Annotated in this window: 21 protein-coding genes; 15 read left to right on the forward strand and 6 right to left on the reverse strand. The window is 69.7% G+C overall.

Translation table 11 applies throughout. The annotated features are described in order from the left end of the window. Positions 1 to 74: 74 nt before the first annotated feature. Positions 75 to 794: a response regulator transcription factor gene (locus tag OG828_RS11380; protein ID WP_328437772.1), complete on the forward strand. Its 720-nt coding sequence runs from the start codon at positions 75 to 77 to the stop codon at positions 792 to 794. Next, positions 791 to 2206 carry a sensor histidine kinase gene (locus OG828_RS11385; RefSeq protein ID WP_328501033.1) on the forward strand — a complete coding sequence of 472 codons (1416 nt, stop codon included), beginning with the start codon at positions 791 to 793 and terminating at the stop codon, positions 2204 to 2206. The genes OG828_RS11380 and OG828_RS11385 overlap by 4 nt, the downstream gene beginning before the upstream one ends. A gap of 96 nt (positions 2207 to 2302) precedes the next feature. Here OG828_RS11385 and OG828_RS11390 read toward each other — a convergent pair whose 3' ends face one another. Next, on the reverse strand, positions 2303 to 2983 hold the full coding sequence (locus OG828_RS11390; protein WP_328501034.1) for a response regulator transcription factor: 681 nt from the start codon (positions 2981 to 2983) through the stop codon (positions 2303 to 2305). Positions 2984 to 3146: 163 nt separating this feature from the next. Between OG828_RS11390 and OG828_RS11395 the strand changes: the two genes are divergently transcribed. The 9 genes from OG828_RS11395 (at position 3147) to OG828_RS11435 (ending at position 10902) form a co-directional block, all read left to right on the forward strand. After that, a complete protein-coding gene (locus tag OG828_RS11395; protein WP_328353778.1) occupies positions 3147 to 3866 on the forward strand; it encodes a GntR family transcriptional regulator in 720 nt (239 codons plus the stop codon). A gap of 105 nt (positions 3867 to 3971) precedes the next feature. Beyond that, complete coding sequence (locus OG828_RS11400; RefSeq protein WP_328501035.1) at positions 3972 to 5234, forward strand: MFS transporter; 1263 nt, start codon at positions 3972 to 3974, stop codon at positions 5232 to 5234. Positions 5235 to 5277: 43 nt separating this feature from the next. Further along, the gene (locus OG828_RS11405; protein WP_328501036.1) at positions 5278 to 6639 is read left to right on the forward strand and encodes an acyclic terpene utilization AtuA family protein; all 1362 of its coding nucleotides are present in this window, start codon (positions 5278 to 5280) and stop codon (positions 6637 to 6639) included. A gap of 3 nt (positions 6640 to 6642) precedes the next feature. After that, positions 6643 to 6975, forward strand: a complete 333-nt coding sequence (locus tag OG828_RS11410; RefSeq protein WP_328353787.1) for a DUF4387 domain-containing protein — start codon at positions 6643 to 6645, stop codon at positions 6973 to 6975. Further along, a complete protein-coding gene (locus OG828_RS11415; RefSeq protein WP_328501037.1) occupies positions 6972 to 7820 on the forward strand; it encodes a PHB depolymerase family esterase in 849 nt (282 codons plus the stop codon). The genes OG828_RS11410 and OG828_RS11415 overlap by 4 nt, the downstream gene beginning before the upstream one ends. An 84-nt stretch (positions 7821 to 7904) precedes the next feature. Further along, entirely contained in the window at positions 7905 to 8390 is a 486-nt protein-coding gene (locus OG828_RS11420; protein ID WP_328437780.1) for a MarR family winged helix-turn-helix transcriptional regulator, read from the forward strand. Beyond that, on the forward strand, positions 8387 to 9778 hold the full coding sequence (locus OG828_RS11425; RefSeq protein ID WP_328501038.1) for an MFS transporter: 1392 nt from the start codon (positions 8387 to 8389) through the stop codon (positions 9776 to 9778). The genes OG828_RS11420 and OG828_RS11425 overlap by 4 nt, the downstream gene beginning before the upstream one ends. 46 nt (positions 9779 to 9824) lie before the next feature. Continuing rightward, positions 9825 to 10229 carry a PaaI family thioesterase gene (locus OG828_RS11430; protein ID WP_328353799.1) on the forward strand — a complete coding sequence of 135 codons (405 nt, stop codon included), beginning with the start codon at positions 9825 to 9827 and terminating at the stop codon, positions 10227 to 10229. Positions 10230 to 10257: 28 nt separating this feature from the next. Next, positions 10258 to 10902 (forward strand): TetR/AcrR family transcriptional regulator, encoded by a 645-nt coding sequence (locus OG828_RS11435; protein WP_328353802.1) that lies wholly within the window; start codon positions 10258 to 10260, stop codon positions 10900 to 10902. Here OG828_RS11435 and OG828_RS11440 read toward each other — a convergent pair. From OG828_RS11440 to OG828_RS11460, 5 genes are all read right to left on the reverse strand, one after another. Beyond that, positions 10857 to 11732: a helix-turn-helix transcriptional regulator gene (locus OG828_RS11440; protein WP_328501039.1), complete on the reverse strand. Its 876-nt coding sequence runs from the start codon at positions 11730 to 11732 to the stop codon at positions 10857 to 10859. The genes OG828_RS11435 and OG828_RS11440 overlap by 46 nt on opposite strands. 85 nt (positions 11733 to 11817) lie before the next feature. Then, positions 11818 to 12954 carry an XdhC family protein gene (locus tag OG828_RS11445; protein WP_328501040.1) on the reverse strand — a complete coding sequence of 379 codons (1137 nt, stop codon included), beginning with the start codon at positions 12952 to 12954 and terminating at the stop codon, positions 11818 to 11820. Between the two features lie 80 nt (positions 12955 to 13034). Continuing rightward, complete coding sequence (locus OG828_RS11450) at positions 13035 to 15221, reverse strand: xanthine dehydrogenase family protein molybdopterin-binding subunit (protein WP_328501041.1); 2187 nt, start codon at positions 15219 to 15221, stop codon at positions 13035 to 13037. After that, the gene (locus OG828_RS11455; protein ID WP_328501042.1) at positions 15218 to 16198 is read right to left on the reverse strand and encodes an FAD binding domain-containing protein; all 981 of its coding nucleotides are present in this window, start codon (positions 16196 to 16198) and stop codon (positions 15218 to 15220) included. Before OG828_RS11455 ends, OG828_RS11450 begins: the two co-directional genes overlap by 4 nt. Positions 16199 to 16210: 12 nt before the next feature. After that, on the reverse strand, positions 16211 to 16861 hold the full coding sequence (locus tag OG828_RS11460) for a (2Fe-2S)-binding protein (RefSeq protein ID WP_328501043.1): 651 nt from the start codon (positions 16859 to 16861) through the stop codon (positions 16211 to 16213). Positions 16862 to 17571: 710 nt separating this feature from the next. Between OG828_RS11460 and OG828_RS11465 the strand changes: the two genes are divergently transcribed. The 4 genes from OG828_RS11465 (at position 17572) to OG828_RS11480 (ending at position 21301) form a co-directional block, all read left to right on the forward strand. Continuing rightward, complete coding sequence (locus OG828_RS11465; RefSeq protein WP_328501044.1) at positions 17572 to 18615, forward strand: RNA polymerase sigma factor; 1044 nt, start codon at positions 17572 to 17574, stop codon at positions 18613 to 18615. 185 nt (positions 18616 to 18800) lie between these two features. Further along, positions 18801 to 19715: an ABC transporter ATP-binding protein gene (locus OG828_RS11470; protein ID WP_328501045.1), complete on the forward strand. Its 915-nt coding sequence runs from the start codon at positions 18801 to 18803 to the stop codon at positions 19713 to 19715. After that, positions 19712 to 20482, forward strand: coding sequence for an MlaE family ABC transporter permease (locus tag OG828_RS11475; protein WP_328501046.1), 771 nt, complete (start codon positions 19712 to 19714; stop codon positions 20480 to 20482). The genes OG828_RS11470 and OG828_RS11475 overlap by 4 nt, the downstream gene beginning before the upstream one ends. A gap of 3 nt (positions 20483 to 20485) precedes the next feature. Further along, positions 20486 to 21301, forward strand: coding sequence for an MlaE family ABC transporter permease (locus OG828_RS11480; RefSeq protein ID WP_328353828.1), 816 nt, complete (start codon positions 20486 to 20488; stop codon positions 21299 to 21301). Positions 21302 to 21303: the final 2 nt, after the last annotated feature.

A 21303-nucleotide genomic window follows, 5' to 3' on the forward strand; every position in this document is an offset into this window, starting at 1 on the left:
CCGGAACCACCGAGTTCGCCGCACCGGCGGCAACGGCAGACATCGGGCGGCCGATGCCGCCACCAGGAGCACACATGAACGCCGTCAACACGCCGGTTACCGCCGACCGCGTCCTCGTCATCGACGACGACCCCGGCATCAGGCGCCTGCTGATCTCGGCACTCCAGTTCGCCGGCTTCGAAGTCGACGTGGCGGGCGACCTGGCCGAAGCCCTCGACCAGGTCGCCCGCCGCCCCCCGGACGTCGTCGTCCTCGACGTGATGCTCCCCGGCGCCGACGGCTTCGAGATCCTCCAACTGCTGCGCGCCCGCGCCGTCGACGTACCCGTCCTCTTCCTCACCGCCCGCGACGCCGTCGAGGACCGGGTACGAGGACTGCGCCTGGGCGGCGACGACTACGTCACCAAACCCTTCAGCGTCGTCGAAGTCGGCGCCCGCTTGCAGGCACTGCTGCGCCGGGCGCGCAGCGGAACTCCCGCCGCCGAGGAGACACGCCTGCGGTGTGGCGACCTCACCCTCGACGACCCCCGCCACGAAGTCCGCCGAGCGGGCCAACTCATCGAACTCTCCCCCACCGAATACCGTCTGCTGCATTACCTGCTGAGTCACCAGGGGCAGGTCCTCTCCCGCGCCCAGATCCTCGAGGCCGTGTGGCAGTACAGCTTCGGCGGGGACTCCGTCGTCGTCGAACGCTTCATCTCCAACCTCCGACGCAAGATCGACCATGGCCGTACGCCGCTGCTGCGCACCGTGCGCGGTGTCGGCTACACCCTCCGAGAGCAGGACGACTCGTGACACTCCGCGGCCGTCTTCCCTGGGCCTTCTCCAGCGTCCGCCTGCGTCTGCTCGCGGGGCTCGCCGTTCTCCTGGTCGTCGGCCTGGTGGTCAGCGCCGTCATCAGCGCCCTGCTCCTGGATGACTTCCTGGACAAGCGAAACCAGGACACCCTCAAGGCCAACTCCGAGCGTTTGACACGGGTCATCGGCCAGGGACCGCAGACCGCCAACGCCGACCAGCTCGGCGCCCTGCTCAGCTCGCCCCTGGGCACGGTGGCCGTCGACGAGGACAACAAGGTCCTGCTGAGCACCGGTTCCGCGGCCGGAGCCGCCGACGAGCTGGCCGCGCTCAGCGCGACGGCACCCGCGGGAAGCGTCGTCACCTTGGAGGGGGGCGACCTCAGCGCCGTACGCATCCCCAGTCCCGGCCTGGTCATCGACCGCGGGCCCGCCGAAGGCACCGTGACACCGGCGACTGTCGTCCTCAGCATCGACACCTCCGTCGACGACGCCACCACCGACGCGCTCATCAGACGGCAACTGGCTTTGATCGGCGGCACGTTGCTGGTGCTGCTGGGGCTGTCCGTCATCGTTCTGCGTCTGGGTATGCGCCCGCTCGCCCGCATGGCCCGCAGCGCCGACGCCATCGCCGCGGGCTCCCTGACCGAGCGGCTGCCCACCCATCGCAACGGCAGCGAAGCCGACCTGCTGGCCAAGGCGGTCAACCGGGCGTTCGACGCCCAGGCCCGCGCGGAGGCGACCGTGCGCTCGCTGGCCGCCGACACCTCCCACGAACTGCGCACCCCGCTGTCCACCATCTCCGGATGGCTCGATCTGCACCGCCAAGGCGGCCTTTCCGGACCTGGCCTGGAGACCGCACTCGAGCACATCGAGAACGAAGTGGGGCGGATGCGCCTGCTCGTGGAGGAACTCTCGCTGCTCGCCCGCCTGGACGCCGGCCGGCCCGTCGAGCAGGACGATGTGGACCTCACCGTCCTGGCCGCCGGCGTCATCGAGGACGCCCAGATCATCTACCCCCAACGCGACATCGCCATGGCGCCCGCCCTGCCCGCACCCGTCATCGGGGATGCCGCCCGTCTCCAGCAGGTCCTGCGCAATCTCGTCGGCAACGCCGTCCAGCACACCCCGGCTCAGACCTCCGTGCGCGTCGAGGTCACCCTCAGCCGTGACACCGTGGAGCTGACTGTCATCGACAACGGTCCTGGAATCTCCCCCGAGGACCTGCCCCGCGTCTTCGAGCGGTTCTGGCGCGCCGAGGCCAGCCGGAGCCGCGCGTACGGCGGTTCCGGTCTCGGCCTGGCCATCGTGGAGGCCATCGTCCACGCCCACCACGGACAGGTGGCCGTGTACTCGGACGTGGGAGTCGGAACCACCGTCACCATCCGGCTCCCGCGTGGCCATCGGCCGTGACGACTCACGCACGGCACACCGGGCACGGAAGGCGTAGGGCCTGTGCGCCTGGCTGAACGCCGTTGAACGTGCGGGCACCTCTGTGCGGTCGGTCCCTTACGAGGCCGCTCGCAGCCGGTTCGCGATGAAGCTCGTGTGGGTGATGCCGGGCACGATGAGCCCGCTCTCATAGGCGAAGGCGATCAGGTGCCCTCGCCGGCGGAGTCCGAGCTTGCTGAGCATGTGCGTGATGTGGGTCTTCACGGTGAGCGGACTGAGGTCCAGATCGCGGGCGATGGAGGCGCTGTCCTGACCGCGCGACAGCATCGTGAGGATCTCGCGTTCTCTGCGGGAGAGATCTCGGGTGAGTTCGGGCGTGACCCGTGCCTGAGCCGTGTTGACAGCCGGAGCCGTGCCCAGGGCCACGACAAGCCCACCCCGGCTCACGGTTTCCAGGGCCGCGATCAGCTGTGACGCGCTGACGTCGGCGGCGAGAATGCCCGTGGCGCCGGCGCGCACCTGGGCGTCGACCTCCTGAGCGCGGGAAGCGCCGAAGACAACGGTCCGGGCCACGGCACAGGTCTCGCTGATCAGAGCGGTGAAGTCGTCCGGCTCAGCCGCCTGGATGGAGCGGTCGAGCAGGACGAGGTCCGCCTCGACGCCGCCATGGAGCAGGTCCCTGAGGTCGCCGCTGTGCACGGCGGTGCCGGCCACCCTCATGGAGCTACTCGAATCGATCACCTTGGTGAGGGCGGCCCGCACAAGGGACGGCCCGCCCGCGACAATTACTTGGTTCACGGGTCCTTCTTCTGCCTCACGGACCGGGATGACCCGACACATCATTCACACCGCACTTGACGGTCGGCCCGCAGTCGGCCTGAGCGTTTCTTGACGGCTGCCTCAGGAATTCGTCCGCCCGCAACCGGTTGACAATCCTGCTGTAGCAAATACCGTACTGCCCATGGGACAGCTTCCGCAGCTCACGGTCTCCGCGACCTTGGGTGACCAGGCGTACACGGCGATCCGTGAGGCGATCGTCTCGGGCGTCCTCGAGCGGGGTCAGAAGGTGACCGAGCGGGGGCTGGCCGAGTCTCTCGACATCAGCGCGACACCGGTGCGCGAGGCGTTGCGCCGCCTGGAGCAGGACCGGCTGGTGGAGAGGACCGGCCCCCGCTCCGTGCGCATCGCGAAGTACGCGGAGGAGGAACTGCGGGAGTTCTCCATGATCGGCGACTCGCTCCGCGCGCTGGCCGCGCGGCTGGCCGCGGAGAAGTCGACCGCGGCACAGAGACGGCAGATGCGTACCGTCCTCGACGAGGCCGACCGTCTGTGCAGCCAGACGGCCGAAGTCAGTCCCGGCAGCGCCGACGAGCGGAAGCTGATCGAGGAGATCCTGCACTGCATGCGACAGTTCCATGAGCTGGTGGACCAGGCCAGCGGGAACGCGACCCTGCTGCAGATGCTGCACATGGTCGACGCCTTCGGCCCGGACGAACGACGCAACAGCGTCCTGTCCGAGATCAGCGACGAACGGCGCAGCGCCGTGGATGCGCGCTATCACCAGCACCGTGCCATCTACGACGCCATCGCCGCCGGAGACGGCAGCCGGGCGGAGGAGCTGATGAACGCGCACAGCCGGTCGTCCAGCTCCTCCCTGCTCACGGCGCGCTTCTCGAACTGAAAGTCACCTGAAGGGGTCACTCGCCCGCCCCCTTCGAAGCTATAGCAAATGGCATCAGAGGCGCTACACCCCGTACGTGCTATGGCATATGGCAAAGGAGCCGCCATGCCCAACATCTCCGCGCCCGTGGAAGGGCCCTCCCACGGAGAGTCCACCGCCCCGCGGCGAATGAGCGCCGGCACCGTCCTGTGGGTGACCCTGGCCGTCTTCGCCCAGGAATCGGTGTGGAACTTCTACGACGCGCAGGTCCCCTCCGAGCTGCGGCAGTACATCGCCTCCGCCGGCCTCGTCGGGCTGATCATGGGTATGGACAACGTCCTCGGGGTCCTGATCCAGCCCTGGATGGGATTCCTGTCCGACCGTCGCGCTCGCGACGGCAAGGGCCGTTGGGCGATCATCCTGACCGGAGCCGCCCTGGCCTCGGTGCCCTTCGCCCTGATCCCCTGGACGCACGGCCTTCCGCTGCTCATGCTCTGCGTCGTCGGCTTCGCGGCCATGGCCAACGCGTTCAAGGGCATCACGGAGACCCTGGTCTCCGACTACGTCGCCCCCTCCCACCGGGGCAAGGCGCAGGGCTTCGTGAAGGCCGGCGTCAGTCTCACGATCGTCGTCTCGTCGCTGATCAGCCTGCTCGTCGTCGACCGCAGCATCACCCTGGCGTTCGCCATCCCGCCCGTCCTCATGCTGCTGTTGCTCACGACGTCCTGGTTCTTCCTGGGCCGCCGACATCACCCCGCCGCGAACCCACCGTCCGCCGACTTCGCCTCACCCTGGGCGGTCATGAAGGACATGGTGCGCGACCCGTCCCGCGCCCGGGCCCTGCTCATGCTGGGCATCTTCTGCTTCGCCGGCATGTGGTCCGCTCTGCGCTCGCTCATGACCCCGTACGGCACCGAGGCACTGGACCTGTCCCGCGGCTCGGCGGGCGGGCTCGCGCTACCCGGCGCCGTCGCCTTCCTGGTCTGCGTCGTCCCCCTCGCCTACGCCTCGTCCCGGCTGGGCCAGGTGCGCGCCATGCGCTACGGCGTCGGCGTGTTCATCGTCGGCCTGCTCATCGGCTTCTCCGTCCCCACGGTTCCCGGCACGGTCATCGCCATGGTGATCGCTTCCGTGGGCTACGCGGCCTTCGCCGTCAACGCGCTTGTCGCGTTGTGGAACCTCGCTCCCAGCAGACACGTCCTGGGCACCTACACCGGCCTGTACACCGTCGCCTCGTCCACCGGTGCGGCGCTCGGCCCCGCCCTGCTCGGCCTCACCGTCGACGCGACCGGATGGCGCTTCATGCTCCTGAACGGCGCGGTGTTCGCCACGATCACCTTCGCCGTCTTCACCCGCCTGGCCCGCCGAATCACTCCCCCCTCGCACTGACCCGTCGCCCCATATCCCCTCACCAGGAAAGACAGAGACCCTCATGGAGTTGCGCATCCTCGCTCCCACCGGAGCACTCGGCGCCGGCTTCGACGCCGCCGCCTTCCGACGCGGCGTCGCGGCCCGCCCGCACGTCATCGCGTGTGACGCCGGATCGACCGACTCCGGACCGGCCGCACTCGGCTCGGGAAACCCCAAGCTCTCCGACCAGGCCGTCACCCGCGACCTGCGCCTTCTGCTCACCGCACGCGACGAACTGGGCGTGCCGCTGATCATCGGATCCTGCGGCACCAGCGGCCGGGACACCGGAGTCGACCGCGTCGCCGCCCTCGTACGCGACATCGCCGCGGCGCAGAACCTGCACTTCAAACTGGCTCTGATCTACTCCGACCAGCCGACCGAACGTCTCCAGCACCTCTACGACGCCGACCGCCTCCAGCCGCTGCCGCACGCCCCCGAGATCGACCGGGAGCTGTTCGCCCGCAGTCACACGGTCGCCATGATGGGTGTCGAACCCATCCAGGAGGCTCTGGACGCCGGCTGCGACGTCATCCTGGCCGGACGCGCAAGCGACACCGCGCTCTTCGCCGCGCTCCCCCACATGCTCGGCGCCGACCCCGGCCTGACCTGGCACATGGCCAAGACCATCGAATGCGGCGCCGCCTGCGCCATACCCCCGTCCGCCAACGGCCTGCTCGTGCACCTGCGAAACGACCACTTCGATGTCACCACGCTCGCCGAAGGCAGCCGTCTCACCCCCAGGTCCGTCGCCGCCCACACGCTGTACGAGAACGCCGACCCGTATCGCGTCGCGGAGCCGTCGGGCACCCTCGACACCAGCGACGCCACCTACGAGGCGATCGACGAACGCACCGTCCGGGCGCGCGGAGCACGCTTCGTCCCCGCGAACGGCTACAGCAACAAACTCGAAGGCGCCGAACTCGTCGGCTACCAGACCGTCATCGTCGGAGGAGTGCGCGACCGAGTGGTCATCCGGCGCCTGCCCGACCTGCTCCCCTTCGCCAAGAAGTACTTCGCGGACAAGATAATCGACGTGTTCGGCGGCGTCGTGGACCCCGACGACGTCGACATCGACTTCCGCCTCTACGGCGACGGGGCTGTACTGGCCACCGCGGAACCGGAGTCGCTGCGCCCTCGCGAACTCGGCGTCCTCATCACGGTTACGGCACCCGACCAGGCAACGGCCCACGCGGTCGCCACCTTCGTCGCGCACGCCAGCAGCCACCTGCCCATACCGGAATACGACGGGCTGGTCTCCACCCTCGCCTACCCGTACTCCCCGCCCGAGATCGACCGCGGCCCCCTCTACCGGTTCACCCTCAACCACGTCGTCACCGGAGTCAGTCCCACAGAACTGTTCCGCACCACCACCGAGGAGCTGTGACCCATGACCACTCTGCTCGACTACTGCTCCCTGGTGCGGTCCAAGAACGCCGGTCCCTTCACCCTCACCTTCGACTTCATGTGCCACGACCAGGCCGCCTATGACGCCCTCGTCGCCAGCGGCTTCCTCAACAGGGAACTCTTCGCCGACCTCTACGGCGCCGACCCCGCCGACATCCTGCTCGTCAACCACCCGCTCGCTCTCGCCGTGAAGGTCTCCCTCCCCCGCCCGACCGTCCAGGGCGACCTGCACGACAGCGACTGCTACGCGGGCCAGCAGTACGCCCCCCTGATGGACCTCGCCGTGAGCGACGTGGACAAGGAGCACCACGGATGACCGCCGAACGCCCCCTGACCCCCTGGGACCTGCCCGCCGGGCACCCTGGCATCGCCTTCCTCACGGGCCCCACGACCTTCTTCGCCCTCGCCCGCGACCCCCGCTTCTCCTATTGCCTCTACGTGCCCACCGACCACACCCCCGCCGGTCCACCCCTCCCCCTGGTGGTCACCGTCCACGGAACAAGACGCCGCGCTGAAGCACTCCGTGATGCCTTCGCCGACTTCGCCGACCGCCACAACTGCGTTGTCCTCGCCCCGCTCTTCCCCGCCGGAATCACCGGCCCGAACGACGTGGACAGCTACAAGCTCCTCTCCCCTGCCGGATTCCGCCCCGACGAAGCCCTGCTCGACATGGTCGACGAAACCGCGGCCCGCTGGCATGTGCGCGCCGACCGCTTCCACCTCCACGGTTTCTCCGGAGGAGGCCAGTTCGCCCACCGCTTCGCCTACCTCCATCCCGACCGAGTGGCGTCCCTGTCGGTGGGCGCCCCCGGGCGCGTCACCCTCCTCGACCCCACGACGACGTGGTGGCACGGCACAGCCGACATGAAGGAACAATTCGGCACCCACGCCGACCCGGCGGCTCTGCGCGGCCTTCCCGTGCAGCTGGTCATCGGCGAGAACGACACCGACGCAGCCGAACTCGCACCCGACGACGAGCGCCGGCCCGTGCCCGCGGGAACCAACCGCATGGAACGCATCAACGCGCTGCGCGCCAACTGGCGCGAACACGGCATCGACGCACGCCTCGACATCGTGCCCGGCACCGGCCACCACCACTTCGCGGTCCTCCCCGCGGTCCAGCAGTTCCTCGAAACCCAGGTGTCCGCGTCCCCCAGCTGATGGCCGACCGCTGCTGTCCTTCGAAAGGGCCTCAGATAGACAGCCGAGGTTGTACAGCCTGGGCTGTCTATCTACCATGAGGGCATGCTGCCAGCGGATGAAGTGCCCTTGACCGAGGCCGCCGTTCAGGCAGCCGGCGACATCTGGGTGGTGGTCGGCCGGCTCCGCCGCAAACTGCACGCGCTGGAAGCGGCCGAGGAAACGACGGGTGGAGACGGGGGCAGGGAGAAGGAACCGTCCCCGCCGCAGAGTTCCGTCCTGCGCCGCCTCGCCAGGAATGGCCCCGCCTCCGCCAGTGACCTCGCCGCCGCCGAGGGCGTACGGCCTCAATCGATGGCCAAGACCGTCATCGCCCTTGAAGAGGCCGGACTCGTCTCACGCAGCCCCGACCCCGATGACGGGCGGCGGCAACTCGTCTCGCTCACCGACCGGGGCCACGAACGGCGCAGGGGCGAGCGCCTCGCCCGTCAGGCGTGGCTCGCCCGTGCCCTGCAACAGCACGGCACCGAGGAGGAGGTGCGGGCGGTCATCACCGCCATGGCGCTGCTCGACAAGGTGGCGCAGGCGTGACCCGGACAGCCACGCGCAGGCAGCGTCGGGCAGAGAGGGGCGGCTTCGACCGTCGCCTGATCGCACCGATGATCATGGGCTCGATTCTCAACCCCATCAACTCCTCGATGCTCGCGGTCGCGCTGATCCCCATCGGCCGCGCCTTCGACGTGCCACCCTCGCAGACGGCATGGCTGGTCTCCGGCCTCTACCTCGCGACGGCCGTCGGCCAGCCGGTGATCGGCCGGCTTGTCGACGCGTTCGGTCCGCGTCGGCTCTATCTGCTGGGCACCGCGCTGGCCGGCCTGGCCGGACTGCTCGGCACCCTCGCTCCGAACCTGTGGGTGCTGGTCGCCTCCCGCGTCCTCCTCGGATTCGGTACCTCGGCGGCCTTCCCGGCGTCCATGGCGCTGCTGCGCTCCGAGTCCGAGCGCACCGGCCGGAAGAACCCGAGTGGCGTCCTCGCCGCGCTGTCGATTTCCAACCAGGTCATCGCGGTCGTCGGCCCGGCCCTCGGGGGCCTGCTGATCGGCACGGGTGGCTGGCACCTGATCTTCGGCATCAACGTGCCGCTGTCGCTCATGTGTCTTGTCCTGGGCGCACTGTGGCTGCCACGCGCGACGCCCCCGGGCAGGACGGCAGGCATCGATGTGCCGGGCATGCTGTGGTTCGCCGGATCACTGACCGCGTTCATGTTCTTCCTGATGAACCCGGCAGTCGCACACTGGTATCTGCCCGTGCTGGGCCTGGCCACGGGCTCGGTGTTCGTCCGCCGCGAACTCCGCACCGACCAGCCGTTCATAGACCTTCGGGTCATCGGCGGAAACGTACCGCTGCTTGCCACGTTCACCCGCCAGTGCCTCGCCTACACCACGTCGTACGCCTTCTTCTACGGCTACAGCCAGTGGCTCCAGGAGGGCCGAGGACTGAGCGCGCCGCAGGCCGGTCTGCTTCTGCTGCCGCTGTCGGCGACGGCCATCGGTGTCACCGCGCTGACGGGACGCCGTAGCCAGGTGCGGGGCAAAATCGTCGTCGGCGCGCTCTTCCAATGCCTCGGCTGCGCAGCCTTGTTGCTCCTCGGTGCCGACACTCCGGTCTGGCTGCTCGTCGTGCTCAGCGCGGTCGTCGGCATCCCTCACGGGCTGATCGGGCTGGCCAACCAGAACGCCCTGTACGCGCAGGCCGATCCGGCCCGCATGGGCTCGTCCGCGGGACTGCTGCGCACGTTCATGTACATCGGCGCACTGTTCGCGGCGGCGGCGAGCGCCGTGTTCTTCCACGATGGCGCCACCAGTTCCGGACTGCATGCCATGGCCTGGCTGCTCATCGGCGTGACCGCGTTGTTCCTGCTCCTCTGCATCGCCGACCGGTCATTGAGCGGCGTCGGCACAACACCGTTGACGAAGTGAGTTAACGTCGATAACTTATCGACGTTAACTCAGATGGGAGCAGCCCGTGACCACGCTTGCCGCCGAAGACGTCTACGCTCTCGCGCCGTACGCCAAGACCCTCGGAGTCGTGTTCGACGAGATGACGGCAGCCGGCGTTCGAGCCACGCTGGCGCACGATCTCTCGCTGTCCACGGTGGGCGGTGGGCTCCACGGAGGAGCGTTGATGGGACTCGCCGATGTGAGCGGTGCCGTATGCGCCGCCCTGAACGGTCCGGTCGGCGCCGCACCGGCCACCGTGGAGTCGACCACGCACTTCCTTCGGCCGGCCCACACAGACGTCGTCGCGACAGCTCGTCCCCTGCGGGTGGGTCGCAACACCGTCGTCGAGGTCAACGTGCATGACGCCCAAGGCGAACTGTGCGCCCGGGTGACCCAGGTGGTCACCACCGTCAACCCGAAGACATCCTGATGTCGCTCTCACTCGAAGGCTCCTGACTGTGACCGGCTCCCGCGTTCGCGCCGCCAAGGGCCAGGGCGGTCTGCTCCGCGACCAGCTTCTCGACATCGCCGGTCAGCTACTGGAAGACGGTGGCGCCGACGCTCTGACGATTCGCGCGGTAGCGACAAGTGCGGGCGTCACCCCGCCGGCCGTCTACCTCCACTTCGCCTCGAAGAGGGAACTCGTCCACGCCACGTGCCTGCGCGTGTGGGATTCACTGTTCATCGAGTTGGAAACGGTGTCCCGGGGGATCTCGGACCCTGTGACGGCGCTCTATGAAACCTGCGTCGCATACATCGCGTTCGGGCTTCGCCATCCCTCCCAGTACCGACTGGTGATGGATGGCGAGGCCACCGAAGCCAGTCGCCGGAACGAAGACGCGTGCTTCCGCTATTTCCGGGACAAGGTCACCGCCTGTCGCGATGCCGGAGTACCGGTGGAGAGCAGGACCGAAACCGCCAGACTGCTCTGTGCCGGCGTGCACGGCGCGGTTTCCCTCCTGATCCACCAGGAACGTGACGCATGGCCTCCCGACACCGCTCGCTATGCCACCCGGGCGGCGTCCTCAGCCGTCCACGGCATACTTCTCACCGCGTCTCACGCGTCCAGACCTTCGATGTCTGCCGTGCTGCGGTCGGACTGAACCTCGTCGGTGCCGAGCACGGCGAGTAGCTCGAGTTTGGCGACCGAGTCGGTTCCAACGGCCGGGGTGAACCAGAGGAGTCGTTGCCGTCCGTCCTCGCTGAACAAGCTGAGGCAATTGACCTCGAGTAACCCGAGTTCTGGATGTATCAGACGCTTTCTGTCATGGCGTCGGAACTCGACATCGTGCCGCGCCCAATGTTCGCGGAACTCGGGGCTGCGCGCGGTCAGCGCCGTGATGATCGCGGTGACTTCGGGGTCGTTGCCGCGCCGGGCCGAGGCCGCACGCAGGTCGGCGACGAAGGATCGGGTGACCTTGGCGTGGTCCTCGGGCGGGTACAGCGTCCGCGCTGCCGGGTCGGTGAACCACCGGTACAGGAAGCTCGCGGTCCATCCGGTCGTGGACGGTGGCGGGCCGAGCAACGCACGGGCCAGCGGGTTCTGTACGAGCATGACGCGCAGGTCGGTGACCACCTGGGCCGGTGTGCCGTCCAGGCGGTGCATCAAGTCCAGCATCCCTGGGTGAACGTGGTCGGCCGGACCACCGGGCCGGGGCACCGGACGGCCCGCCAGGGCAAAGAGGTGATCGCGCTCCTCCCGGCTCAGTCGGAGTGCCCGGGCGAGCGCGGCGAGCATCTGCTCGGAGGGCTGGACGCCCGCCCCGCGCTCCAGCTCGATGTAGTAGTCGACCGAAGCACCGGCCAGCTGAGCGACCTCTTCACGGCGAAGACCCGATACACGGCGGCCTCGCCCGGTCGGCAGGCCGACATCCGCGGGTCGTATGCGATCACGGCGTGACTTCAGAAAGCCGCCCAGTTCGGAAAGGTTCACCCCACCACTCTGATCTGACCGCTCCTCGCTTGCCAGGGGTTGCCAACCCCTGCATCGGAAACCCTGGTTGCCGTCTGTGCGGGAGTTACGGCGCCGTCGCCAGGCGGGGCAGAGGCGGTGCGGGCCGGTGGATGCGGCCGGTGCCGTGCGACAGGGGCAGGCCCGTGCCGCGGTTGGCGTGGGCGATGATCTCCGCGGTGATGGATATGGCTGTCTCCTCGGGAGTACGGGCACCGAGGTCCAGGCCGATCGGTGAGTGCAGCCGGGCCAGTTGCTCCTCGGGAACGCCGGCTTCCCGGAGCAGGTCGCTGCGGTGGCCGTGGGTGCGCCGGGAGCCCATGGCGCCGACGTAGCCGACGGGGAGGGCGAGCGCCAACCGCAGCAGGGGGACGTCGAACTTGGCGTCGTGGGTCAGGACGCAGACCGCGGTGCGGGCGTCGGTCTCGGTGGCCGCGAGGTAGCGGTGGGGCCAGTCGGTGACGATCTCGTCGGCGTACGGGAAGCGGGCCCGCGTGGCGAAGACGGGGCGGGCGTCGCAGACGGTGACGTGGTGGCCGAGGAACCGGCCGGCCTGGCTGAGGGCGGCGGCGAAGTCGACGGCGCCGAAGATCAGCATGCGGGGGCGGCGTGCGTGGGTGTGGACGAGGACGGTCAGCTTCGTGGGGCAGGTGTCGGTGTCGCCGCCGACCTCGATGGGGGCGGTGCGGCCCGCACGCAGGAGTGCGTGGGCGTGCGCCACGACCACCTGGTCGTTCTCGCCGCCGAGCGTGCCGTCGTGGGGCCCTTCGGCGGGGACGTGGAGGGTGCGGCCGAGGAGTTCGCCGGGGCCGTCGATGATGTGGGCTACGGCGCAGGAGCGTCCCGCGGCCACGGCTTCGAGGGCTGCGACGAGGTGGGGCTCGGCGGCGGGGTCCACGCGCTGGACCAGTACGTCGATCTCGCCGCCGCAGGTCAGGCCGGCGGCGAAGGCATCGTCGTCGGAGTAGCCGAAGCCGGCGCGGGTGGGTGGCCCGCAGTGTGCGAGGACGTCTTGGCACAGTTCGTAGACCGCCGCTTCGACACAGCCGCCGGAGACGCTGCCGACCGCGGTGCCGTCCGTGTCGACGGCGAGGGCGGTGCCGACGGGCAGCGGTGCACTGCCACTGACCTGGACGACGGTGGCGAGGGCGAACGGGCGGGCCTCGCGGCACCACTGGCGCAATGTGTCCGCGATGTTCAGCATGGCGGGCTTTCCGTGAGATCGGCGAGTTGAGGGGACCGCCGCCGCGCCCTGGGGAAAGGGCACGGCGGCGGCCATGGTGTTCAGAGCAGGGCTTCCGGAGTGATGGGCAGTTCCCGGATCCGGCGGCCGGTGGCGTTGAAGACCGCGTTGGCGATGGCGGGCGCCACTCCGACGATGACGATCTCACCGAGCCCCTTGACGCCGATCGGGTCGGCCTCGTAGTCCTCCCCCTCGATGTAGATCGCCTTCATGTCGGGCATGTCGGCGTGGGTCGGCACGAGGTAGTCGGCCAGGTTGGCGTTGACGATCCTGCCGTCGCGGTGGTCGGTGACCGTGTGCTCCAGCAGGGCCTGACCGATACCGCCGGTCATGGCCCCGATGGCCTGGCTGTCGGCGAGTCTTGGGTTGATGATCCGGGCGGCGTCGTACACGCCGACCATGCGCCGGACCCGTACCAGGCCGAGGCGGGCGTCGACGGCCACCTCGGCGAACGTCGCGGCGTAGGCGTAGAAGGAGAACTTCTCCGATTCCGACGCCCCGGCGTACGAGCCGATCGCTTCGAGGTGACTGCGGTTGTTCCGGGCCAGGAGGCGCTGGTACGTCTCCCCGCGTGTGGGCTCGTCCTTCACATACAGCCGACCGCCTCGTACGACGATGTCTGCGGCGTCGGCTCCGTACAGCGGCGAGTCCTCGTCCCTGACCGCGAGCGAGATCGCCTGCTCGCGCAGCTTGTCGCAGCCGTCCTGGACGGCGGATCCGACACTGGCCATGGTCCGCGAGCCGTGGTGGCCGGGGGCCGGGGGCATGAGGGAGTCGCCGAGCCGGAAGGTCACCTGACGCATGGTCAGGCCTAGGGCGTCGGAAGCGACCTGGGTCATGGACGTGGCCGTGCCGGGGCCCATGTCGCTGGCCGAGGACTGCACCAGGGCAGTGCCGTCGGCGTCGAGCCTGACCGAGGCATGGGCCTCGCTGCGCTCGGTGTCGTAGACACCTGCGGCCATGCCCATACCGATGAGCCAGTCACCGTCACGCGTCGAGCGGGGCTTGGGGTTGCGCCGGTGCCAGCCGAACTCGCGGGCGCCCGCGAGGTAGCACTCGCGCAGGCGGCGGGTGGAGAACGGCCGCCCGCTGGACTCGTCATCGGCCGGTTCGTTGCGCAGCCGCAGCTTCAGCGGGTCCAGGCTCAGTTCGTGGGCGAGCTCGTCCATCGCCGACTCGATGGCGTAGGAGGCGGTGGAGTAGCCGGGACCGCGCATGAACCACGGCGTGCTCACGTCCAGCGGGACATGACGATAGGCCTGGCGGACGTTGGGTGTGCTGTAGAGCATCCGGCCGGGTTGCAGAACGCCTTCGCTGTGCCTTTCGTAGCGGGAGTTCTCGGTGCGGATGTCGTGCGCCGACGCGGTCAGGCGGCCCTGCCGGCTGGCGCCCAGCCGCAGGTCGTACTCGTATGCGGGCCGGTATCCCACGCCGAAGTACAACTGCCTGCGGGTGAGAACGAGTTTCACGGGACGTTTCACTTCGCGGGCGGCCAGGGCCGCGATGACGGAGTGCACCCAGGCGCGGGCGGCGCTGCCGAAGCCGCCGCCGACAAAGGGCGAGATGACGCGGACGCGGTCCGGCGGAATGCCGAACTCGCCGGACAGGGTGGCCACGGTGCCCTGCACGTCCTGGGTCTTCTCCCAGACGGTCAGCCGGTCACCGTCCCAGCGGGCGACGATGCCGGCCGGCTCTATCGGGTTGTGGTGGTTGCGGGCCATCCGGTACGTCAAGTCCAGCCGGACCGGGGCGGAGTCCAACGCTCCGTCGGCGTCGCCGCGTGCATAGGTCTCCGGTTCGTCGGCGGGGTCGGCCACGCTGATGTCGGTCGAGACAGGCTCGGCGTCGTAGGCGACCTCCACCAGGCTCGCGGCGTGCTGTGCGACCTCCAGCGTGGTCGCCAGCACGACCGCGACGGGCTGTCCGAAGAACCGGACCCGGTCGTCCTGGAACGGGCGCAGCGGCTCACCCGGCGGGAATCCCCCTTCGACGGGCGGCAGTTCGGGTGCGTTGAGGTGGCTGATCACCTTCAGGACGCCCGTCTGGCCTTCGGCGGCACGGGTGTCGATGCCGGTGACACGGCCACGGCCGACGCTGCTGTCGACGATGACCGCGTGCACGACCCCGTCGGGGCTGTTGTCGGCGGCGTACTTCGCTCTCCCGGTCACCCTCAGCCGTGCGTCGACCCGGGGCACCGCCGCACCGACCGCTGCCTGTGGCTGGCTCATGCGGTGCCTCCTACGGTGCGCAGCTGGCGTTCGACGGTGCGTGTGAGCAGCTCGGCCTTGAAGCCGTTGTGCGTGAGGGGGCGGGCCCCGTCGGCCGCGTGCCCGGCGGCCTCGGTCCACAGCCGGTCCGAGGGGCGTTCGCCGATGAGGGCCTGCTCGACGGCGGGCAGCTTCCAGGGCACGGTGCCCACACCGCCGGCGGCGACCTTTGCCGCTCGGATCACGCCGCCGCCGATGTGCAGGGCGACCGCGGCCGAGGTGAGCGCGAACTCGTAGGACTGACGGTCGCGCACCTTCAGATAGCCGGACCTCAGTGGGCGCGGATGGGCCGGGATCTCCACAGCGGTGATCAACTCGCCTGGTTTCAGGGCCTGTTCGCGGTTCGGCGTGCTGCCCGGCTGAAGCAGGAAATCAGCGAAGGGCATGGTGCGTTCGCCGTCCGGGCCCAGCAGGTGGAGGGTGGCCTCCAGTGCGGCGAGGGCGACCGCGAGATCGGAGGGGTGCGTGGCCACGCAACTGTCGGAGGTGCCGAGGATCGCGTGGCTGCGGTTGTAGCCGTCCCGCGCCGCGCACCCGGAGCCCGGCTCGCGCTTGTTGCAGGCGGCTGTCACGTCCCGGAAGTAGGTGCACCGGGTGCGCTGCATGATGTTGCCGCCGATGGTGGCCATGTTCCGCAGTTGGGCCGAGGCGCTCAGTTCCAGCGCCTGGGAGATGACGGGGTACAGGGAGCGCACCTTGGGATGAGCGGCGGCCTCGGCCATGCGGACCAGGGCGCCCAAGCGCAGGCCTCCGCTCCTGGTGACGGTGACCTCGCGCAGCGGCAGGGCGCTGATGTCGACAAGCGAGCCCGGGCGTTCGACGGTCTCCCGCATCAGGTCGACGAGCGTGGTGCCGCCCGCGATGTAACGCCCGCCGCGCCGACCGGCGTTGAGGGCCTCTCGCGTGTCCGCGGCCTTGGTGTAGGTGAAGGGATACATGGGAATCGGTCCTCACTTCCGGCCGGCGGCCTGCTCGACCGCGCGCCCGATCTTCACGTAGCAGCCGCACCGGCAGAGGTTGCCGCTCATCCACTCCCGGATCTCCTCCGGGGAGCCGGTGTGACCCTCCTGGATGCACCCGACGCCGGACACGATCTGGCCCGACGTGCAGAAGCCGCACTGGAAGGCGTCCTGGTCGATGAACGCCTGTTGCAGCGGGTGGAGCCGGTCGCCCTTCTCCAGACCCTCGATCGTGGTGACCTCGGTACCCTCCAGCCGCACCGCCAGGGTCAGGCAGGAGTTGACCCGTCGCCCGTCGACCAGGACCGTGCAGGCGCCGCAGGCACCGGCGTTGCAGCCCTTCTTGGAACCGGTCAGGCCCAGGCGCTCGCGCAGCAGGTCGAGAAGCGAGGTGCGGTTGTCGATCGCGACGGTGTGCCGGACGCCGTTGACCGTCAGGGAGACGCGGCTGCCGGGCGCCGCCTCGGCAGCCACCGCCGCCTCGGCGCCGAGCGGCGGGGACCCGGCGACCAGGCCACCGGCCGCGACCGCTCCCCCGACGGCCGTGCTCGCGGCGATGAAGGTACGCCGGGACGGCACGGAGGGGGGCACAAGGGGGTCGACGGGGGAAGTCGCTGCTGGGTCGGGACGTTCGGTGGACATGTCCACGCTCCCTCGGTGTGGGTACGGGTGGTGAAGGGCGTACCGGTGGTCGCGTCGATCGCGAGGGTGCACCGGTTGCTGGGACGGGCTGTTCCAGGTACCGGGCGGCACGGCGGGCTGGTACCTCCGGCTGGCGCGGGTCTCGCCGGTCTACGGCTGGGGAAGTCGGCCGGCGTCCTGAGCGCCCAGCCCGTCATGACCAGGCAGTAGTCGTGGGATGGATCGGCCTTGCGAGCGGCGCGAGGTCGTCAAGCCGAGCCGCCCGTCGGCCACCAGGACGACGTCACTGTCGGCGGCCGGGAGCCGGGCATGGGCGGCACCGCGGCCCGAGGAGCCACCGGCGATCAGAGCAAGGGTTCGGGACACCCACCCAGCCTTCACCACTTGACTCACAGTCATCCAGAGGTTGTTGCACCAAGCATGTTTATGTCTGCCGGCGGCCATGGAGCGGCGCGCGATTCCCCGGCCCGGCCGTCCAGTGCGGCACCAGCCGCACGTCAACCGGCGACCGCATCCGACATCGGCGAGCTGTCACCGCAGCCCTCGCTCCCCCTGCCCGACACCGGAGACGGTCTGCCCAGCGCGGCTTCGCTGCCCGGCAACGATGCGAACTCGTTGGACGCCACCCCCTCCACAACCGCCGCTACCGGACGGTAATGTCGCGCCCCGCCGGACGCACGTGGCCGGCGGGTGAGCGCGAAGGGGCCCTCATGGCGATGGACATGCCGGCGGAGATACAGGCGGCCCACGACCGGTGGGAGCGCATGTGGACGCACCGTGAGCAGTTGCTCAAGGTGGCCCGCCGCAGGTCGATGTCCCTGGAGGACGCCGAGGACGCCGTGCACGAGGCGATGCTGCGCGCGGCGGAGCGCCCCGACCTGGACGACGAGCGGCTCGCCGCCTGGCTGACGACGGTGACGATTCGTCTGTGCGTCGACCGGTACCGGCAGGTCAGCCGGGAGGCCGAGGTGCGCAAAAGCCCGACGCTGATCGCTCCCGGTCCTGTGCCGGTCGAGGAGGCGGTGTGCGACCGGGCCGAGGCCAGATGGCTGGCCGTGCGCAGCGGGGAGCTGCCCGCGCGCCAGGCGGAGGCGATCCGGCTGAAGTCGGAGGACCTGGATGTGAGCCAGGTCGCCGTGCGGATGGGCCTGAGCTACCGGACGGTCGAGTCGCTGCTGGCCCGGGCCCGCCGGACGCTGCGCAACTCGCTGGCCGGCACGCTCGGTCTCGCGCTGTTCCTGTGCGGCCGGGGCAGGCCGCGGGCGAGTCATGCCCAGGCCCTGGCGGTGGCCTCGACGGCGGCGACGCTGGCCGTGGCCGGCTTCGTGCTGCCGTACGCCGACGACTGGGACGGACAGGGCGCGGCGCCTCGGGTCGCCGTATCCCCGCAGCCGGAGGCGTGGCAACAGCCGGACGAGGACGGCCGGGCAACGGCTCCGGGCGGGCGGGCGGCCCCGGACGCCTCGACCGCCGCCGCCCCGGAGGCGAGGCGGACCCCGGACGCCCGGTCGCTGCTGCCGCTGTCGGTGCCGCCCCTGCCGAAGATCACCACCGCACCGGACCTGACCGCTCCCGAACTGCCTGACGTGCCCGACGTCCCAGAACTCCCGACCATCTCGGACGCCCCGGAGGCCCCGGACGCACGCGACCTCCCACGAGCCGTACCCAGCGCCCCCGCCCTCCCCGCGACCCCCGAGACTCCGGAAGCACCCGCCGCGCCCTCCGCCCCCACCCCGGTCGACGCGCTGCCATAGCCCCCGCTCAGCCCGTCCGAAAGAAGATTCGCGTCCGCCGCACCCACCGCCCCACCCCCGTCCACGCACTGCCATAGCCCTCCCTCAACCCCGTCCCAAAAAAATCCGTGTCCGCCGCGACGGACGCCCCGCCCCTCCCCGTAGAGCAGATGTCAGGGCTGCTCCACGGCTGAAGGGTGAACCGGATGGGTGTCGAGATCTGTGTGGAAGGGCTGACGAAGTCCTTCGGTCACCAGGTCATCTGGCAGGACGTCTCGCTGACGCTGCCCGCCGGGGAGGTCTCGGTCATGCTCGGCCCCTCGGGCACGGGCAAGTCGGTGTTCCTCAAGACGCTCGTGGGACTGCTCAAGCCGGAGCGCGGGTCGATCACGGTTCAAGGCCGGGACATCACCAAGCTGCGTGAGCACGACCTGTACGAGGTGCGGAAGCTCTTCGGCGTGCTGTTCCAGGACGGCGCGCTGTTCGGGTCGATGAACCTGTACGACAACATCGCCTTCCCGCTGCGTGAGCACACCCGCAAGCCGGAGAGCGAGGTCCGGCGGATCGTGCTCGAGAAGATGGACATGGTCGGTCTGATCGGCGCGGAGGAGAAGCTGCCCGGCGAGATCTCCGGCGGTATGCGCAAACGGGCCGGACTGGCCCGGGCGCTTGTCCTCGACCCGGAGATCATTCTGTTCGACGAGCCGGACTCGGGGCTGGATCCGGTGCGCGTCGCGTATCTCAACCAGCTGATCGTCGACCTGAACGCCCAGATCGACGCGACCTTCCTCATCGTCACGCACGACATCGCCTCGGCCCGCCAGGTCCCGGACAACATCGGGCTGCTGTTCCGCCGCGAGCTGGTGATGTTCGGGCCCCGCGACCGCCTGCTGACCAGCGACGAACCCGTCGTACGGCAGTTCCTCAACGGCCGGATGCAGGGGCCGATCGGCATGGCGGAGGAGAAGGACGCCGCCCAGGTCGAGCAGGAACTGGCCCTGATCGGCGAGCACATCGAGACCGAGCACCTCACACCCCGGCTGCTGCCCAGCCCCGGCATCCCCCGCCCGCCCCGCTGGCAGGCCATCGCGCGCCGGGAGGAGGAGGTGGCGCACGCATGAGCCTCAACCCCGTCGGCGCGCTACGTCACTCCGGCAGTCTCTGCGCGATGGCCCTGGACGTCGTACGGACTGTGCCCAAACGGCCGTTCCAAGTAAGGGAGTTCATCCAGCAGGCCTGGTTCATCGCCAGCGTCACCATCCTGCCGACCGCCCTCGTCTCCATCCCCTTCGGCGCGGTCATCGCCCTCCAGATCGGCAGCCTCACCCGGCAGTTGGGCGCCCAGTCCTTCTCGGGCGCGGCCTCCGTGCTCGCGGTGCTGCGGGAGGCCTCGCCGATCGTGACCGCGCTGCTGATCGCGGGTGCCGGCGGTACGGCGATCTGCGCGGACCTCGGGGCGCGGAAGATCCGCGAGGAGATCGACGCGATGCAGGTGCTGGGCATCGACCCGATCCACCGGCTGGTCGTGCCGCGTGTGCTGGCCTCGATGGTGGTGGCGGTGCTGCTCAACGGCCTGGTGTCGGTGGTCGGCGTGGCGGGCGGCTACTTCTTCAACGTCGTTCTCCAGGACGGCACACCGGGCGCGTATCTCGCCTCGTTCACCACGCTCGCCCAGCTCTCCGACCTGTGGGCCGCCGAGTTCAAGGCGCTCGTGTTCGGCGCGATCGCCGCGATCGTCGCCTCGTACAAGGGACTCACCGCGAAGGGCGGCCCGAAGGGTGTGGGCGACGCGGTGAACCAGTCGGTGGTGATCACCTTCATGTTGCTGTTCGTGACCAACTTCGTGATGACCGCGGTGTACTTCCAGGTCGTTCCGCAGAGGGGCTGAGCGATGAGACTTCTCGACCGCCCCCTGAAGTCCCTCGAGGACCTGGGCGCTCAACTGACCTTCTACGGCCGCTCGCTGGCCTGGACCGGCCGCACCGTGCGCCGCTACAAGAAGGAGATCCTGCGGCTGCTCGCCGAGGTCAGCTTCGGCCGGGGCGCGCTCGCCGTCGTGGGCGGCACGGTCGGCGTGATCGCCTTCCTGTCGTTCTTCACCGGCACGGAGGTGGGGCTCCAGGGGTACGCCGCGCTCAACCAGCTCGGCACGTCCAACTTCGTGGCGTTCCTGTCGGCGTACTTCAACACCCGGGAGATCGCGCCGCTGGTGGCCGGGCTCGCGCTGTCCGCGACGGTCGGCGCCGGGTTCACCGCGCAGCTCGGCGCGATGCGGATCAGCGAGGAGACCGACGCCCTGGAGGTCATGGGCGTGCCCTCGCTGCCGTTCCTGGTGACCACGCGGATGATCGCCGGGTTCGTCGCCGTGATCCCGCTGTACGTGGTCGGGCTGCTGTCCTCGTACTTCGCCGCCCGCACCATCACCACCGGCTACTACGGGCAGTCGGCGGGCACCTACGACCACTACTTCCAGCAATACCTGCCGCCGGTCGACGTGCTGTGGTCCTTCGGCAAGGTGCTGGTCTTCGCCGTCGTGATCATCCTGGTGCACTGCTTCTACGGCTACTACGCGAGCGGCGGCCCGGCGGGCGTCGGTGTCGCGGTGGGGCGGGCCGTGCGGACGTCGATCGTGGCGATCAACGTCCTTGACTTCTTCCTGTCGTTGGCGATCTGGGGCGCCAACACGACCGTACGGATCGCGGGGTGAGC

This window comes from Streptomyces sp. NBC_00457, assembly GCF_036014015.1.
Lineage (GTDB): Bacteria > Actinomycetota > Actinomycetes > Streptomycetales > Streptomycetaceae > Streptomyces.

Bases quoted from the DNA above. Each gene is read 5' to 3' on its own strand.
- OG828_RS11380 (WP_328437772.1), top strand. From the start codon at position 75: ATGAACGCCGTCAACACGCCGGTTACCGCCGACCGCGTCCTCGTCATC.
- OG828_RS11395 (WP_328353778.1), top strand. From the start codon at position 3,147: ATGGGACAGCTTCCGCAGCTCACGGTCTCCGCGACCTTGGGTGACCAG.
- OG828_RS11400 (WP_328501035.1), top strand. From the start codon at position 3,972: ATGCCCAACATCTCCGCGCCCGTGGAAGGGCCCTCCCACGGAGAGTCC.
- OG828_RS11405 (WP_328501036.1), top strand. From the start codon at position 5,278: ATGGAGTTGCGCATCCTCGCTCCCACCGGAGCACTCGGCGCCGGCTTC.
- OG828_RS11410 (WP_328353787.1), top strand. From the start codon at position 6,643: ATGACCACTCTGCTCGACTACTGCTCCCTGGTGCGGTCCAAGAACGCC.
- OG828_RS11415 (WP_328501037.1), top strand. From the start codon at position 6,972: ATGACCGCCGAACGCCCCCTGACCCCCTGGGACCTGCCCGCCGGGCAC.
- OG828_RS11420 (WP_328437780.1), top strand. From the start codon at position 7,905: ATGCTGCCAGCGGATGAAGTGCCCTTGACCGAGGCCGCCGTTCAGGCA.
- OG828_RS11445 (WP_328501040.1), bottom strand. From the start codon at position 12,954: ATGCTGAACATCGCGGACACATTGCGCCAGTGGTGCCGCGAGGCCCGC.
- OG828_RS11450 (WP_328501041.1), bottom strand. From the start codon at position 15,221: ATGAGCCAGCCACAGGCAGCGGTCGGTGCGGCGGTGCCCCGGGTCGAC.
- OG828_RS11455 (WP_328501042.1), bottom strand. From the start codon at position 16,198: ATGTATCCCTTCACCTACACCAAGGCCGCGGACACGCGAGAGGCCCTC.
- OG828_RS11460 (WP_328501043.1), bottom strand. From the start codon at position 16,861: ATGTCCACCGAACGTCCCGACCCAGCAGCGACTTCCCCCGTCGACCCC.
- OG828_RS11465 (WP_328501044.1), top strand. From the start codon at position 17,572: ATGGCGATGGACATGCCGGCGGAGATACAGGCGGCCCACGACCGGTGG.
- OG828_RS11470 (WP_328501045.1), top strand. From the start codon at position 18,801: ATGGGTGTCGAGATCTGTGTGGAAGGGCTGACGAAGTCCTTCGGTCAC.
- OG828_RS11475 (WP_328501046.1), top strand. From the start codon at position 19,712: ATGAGCCTCAACCCCGTCGGCGCGCTACGTCACTCCGGCAGTCTCTGC.
- OG828_RS11480 (WP_328353828.1), top strand. From the start codon at position 20,486: ATGAGACTTCTCGACCGCCCCCTGAAGTCCCTCGAGGACCTGGGCGCT.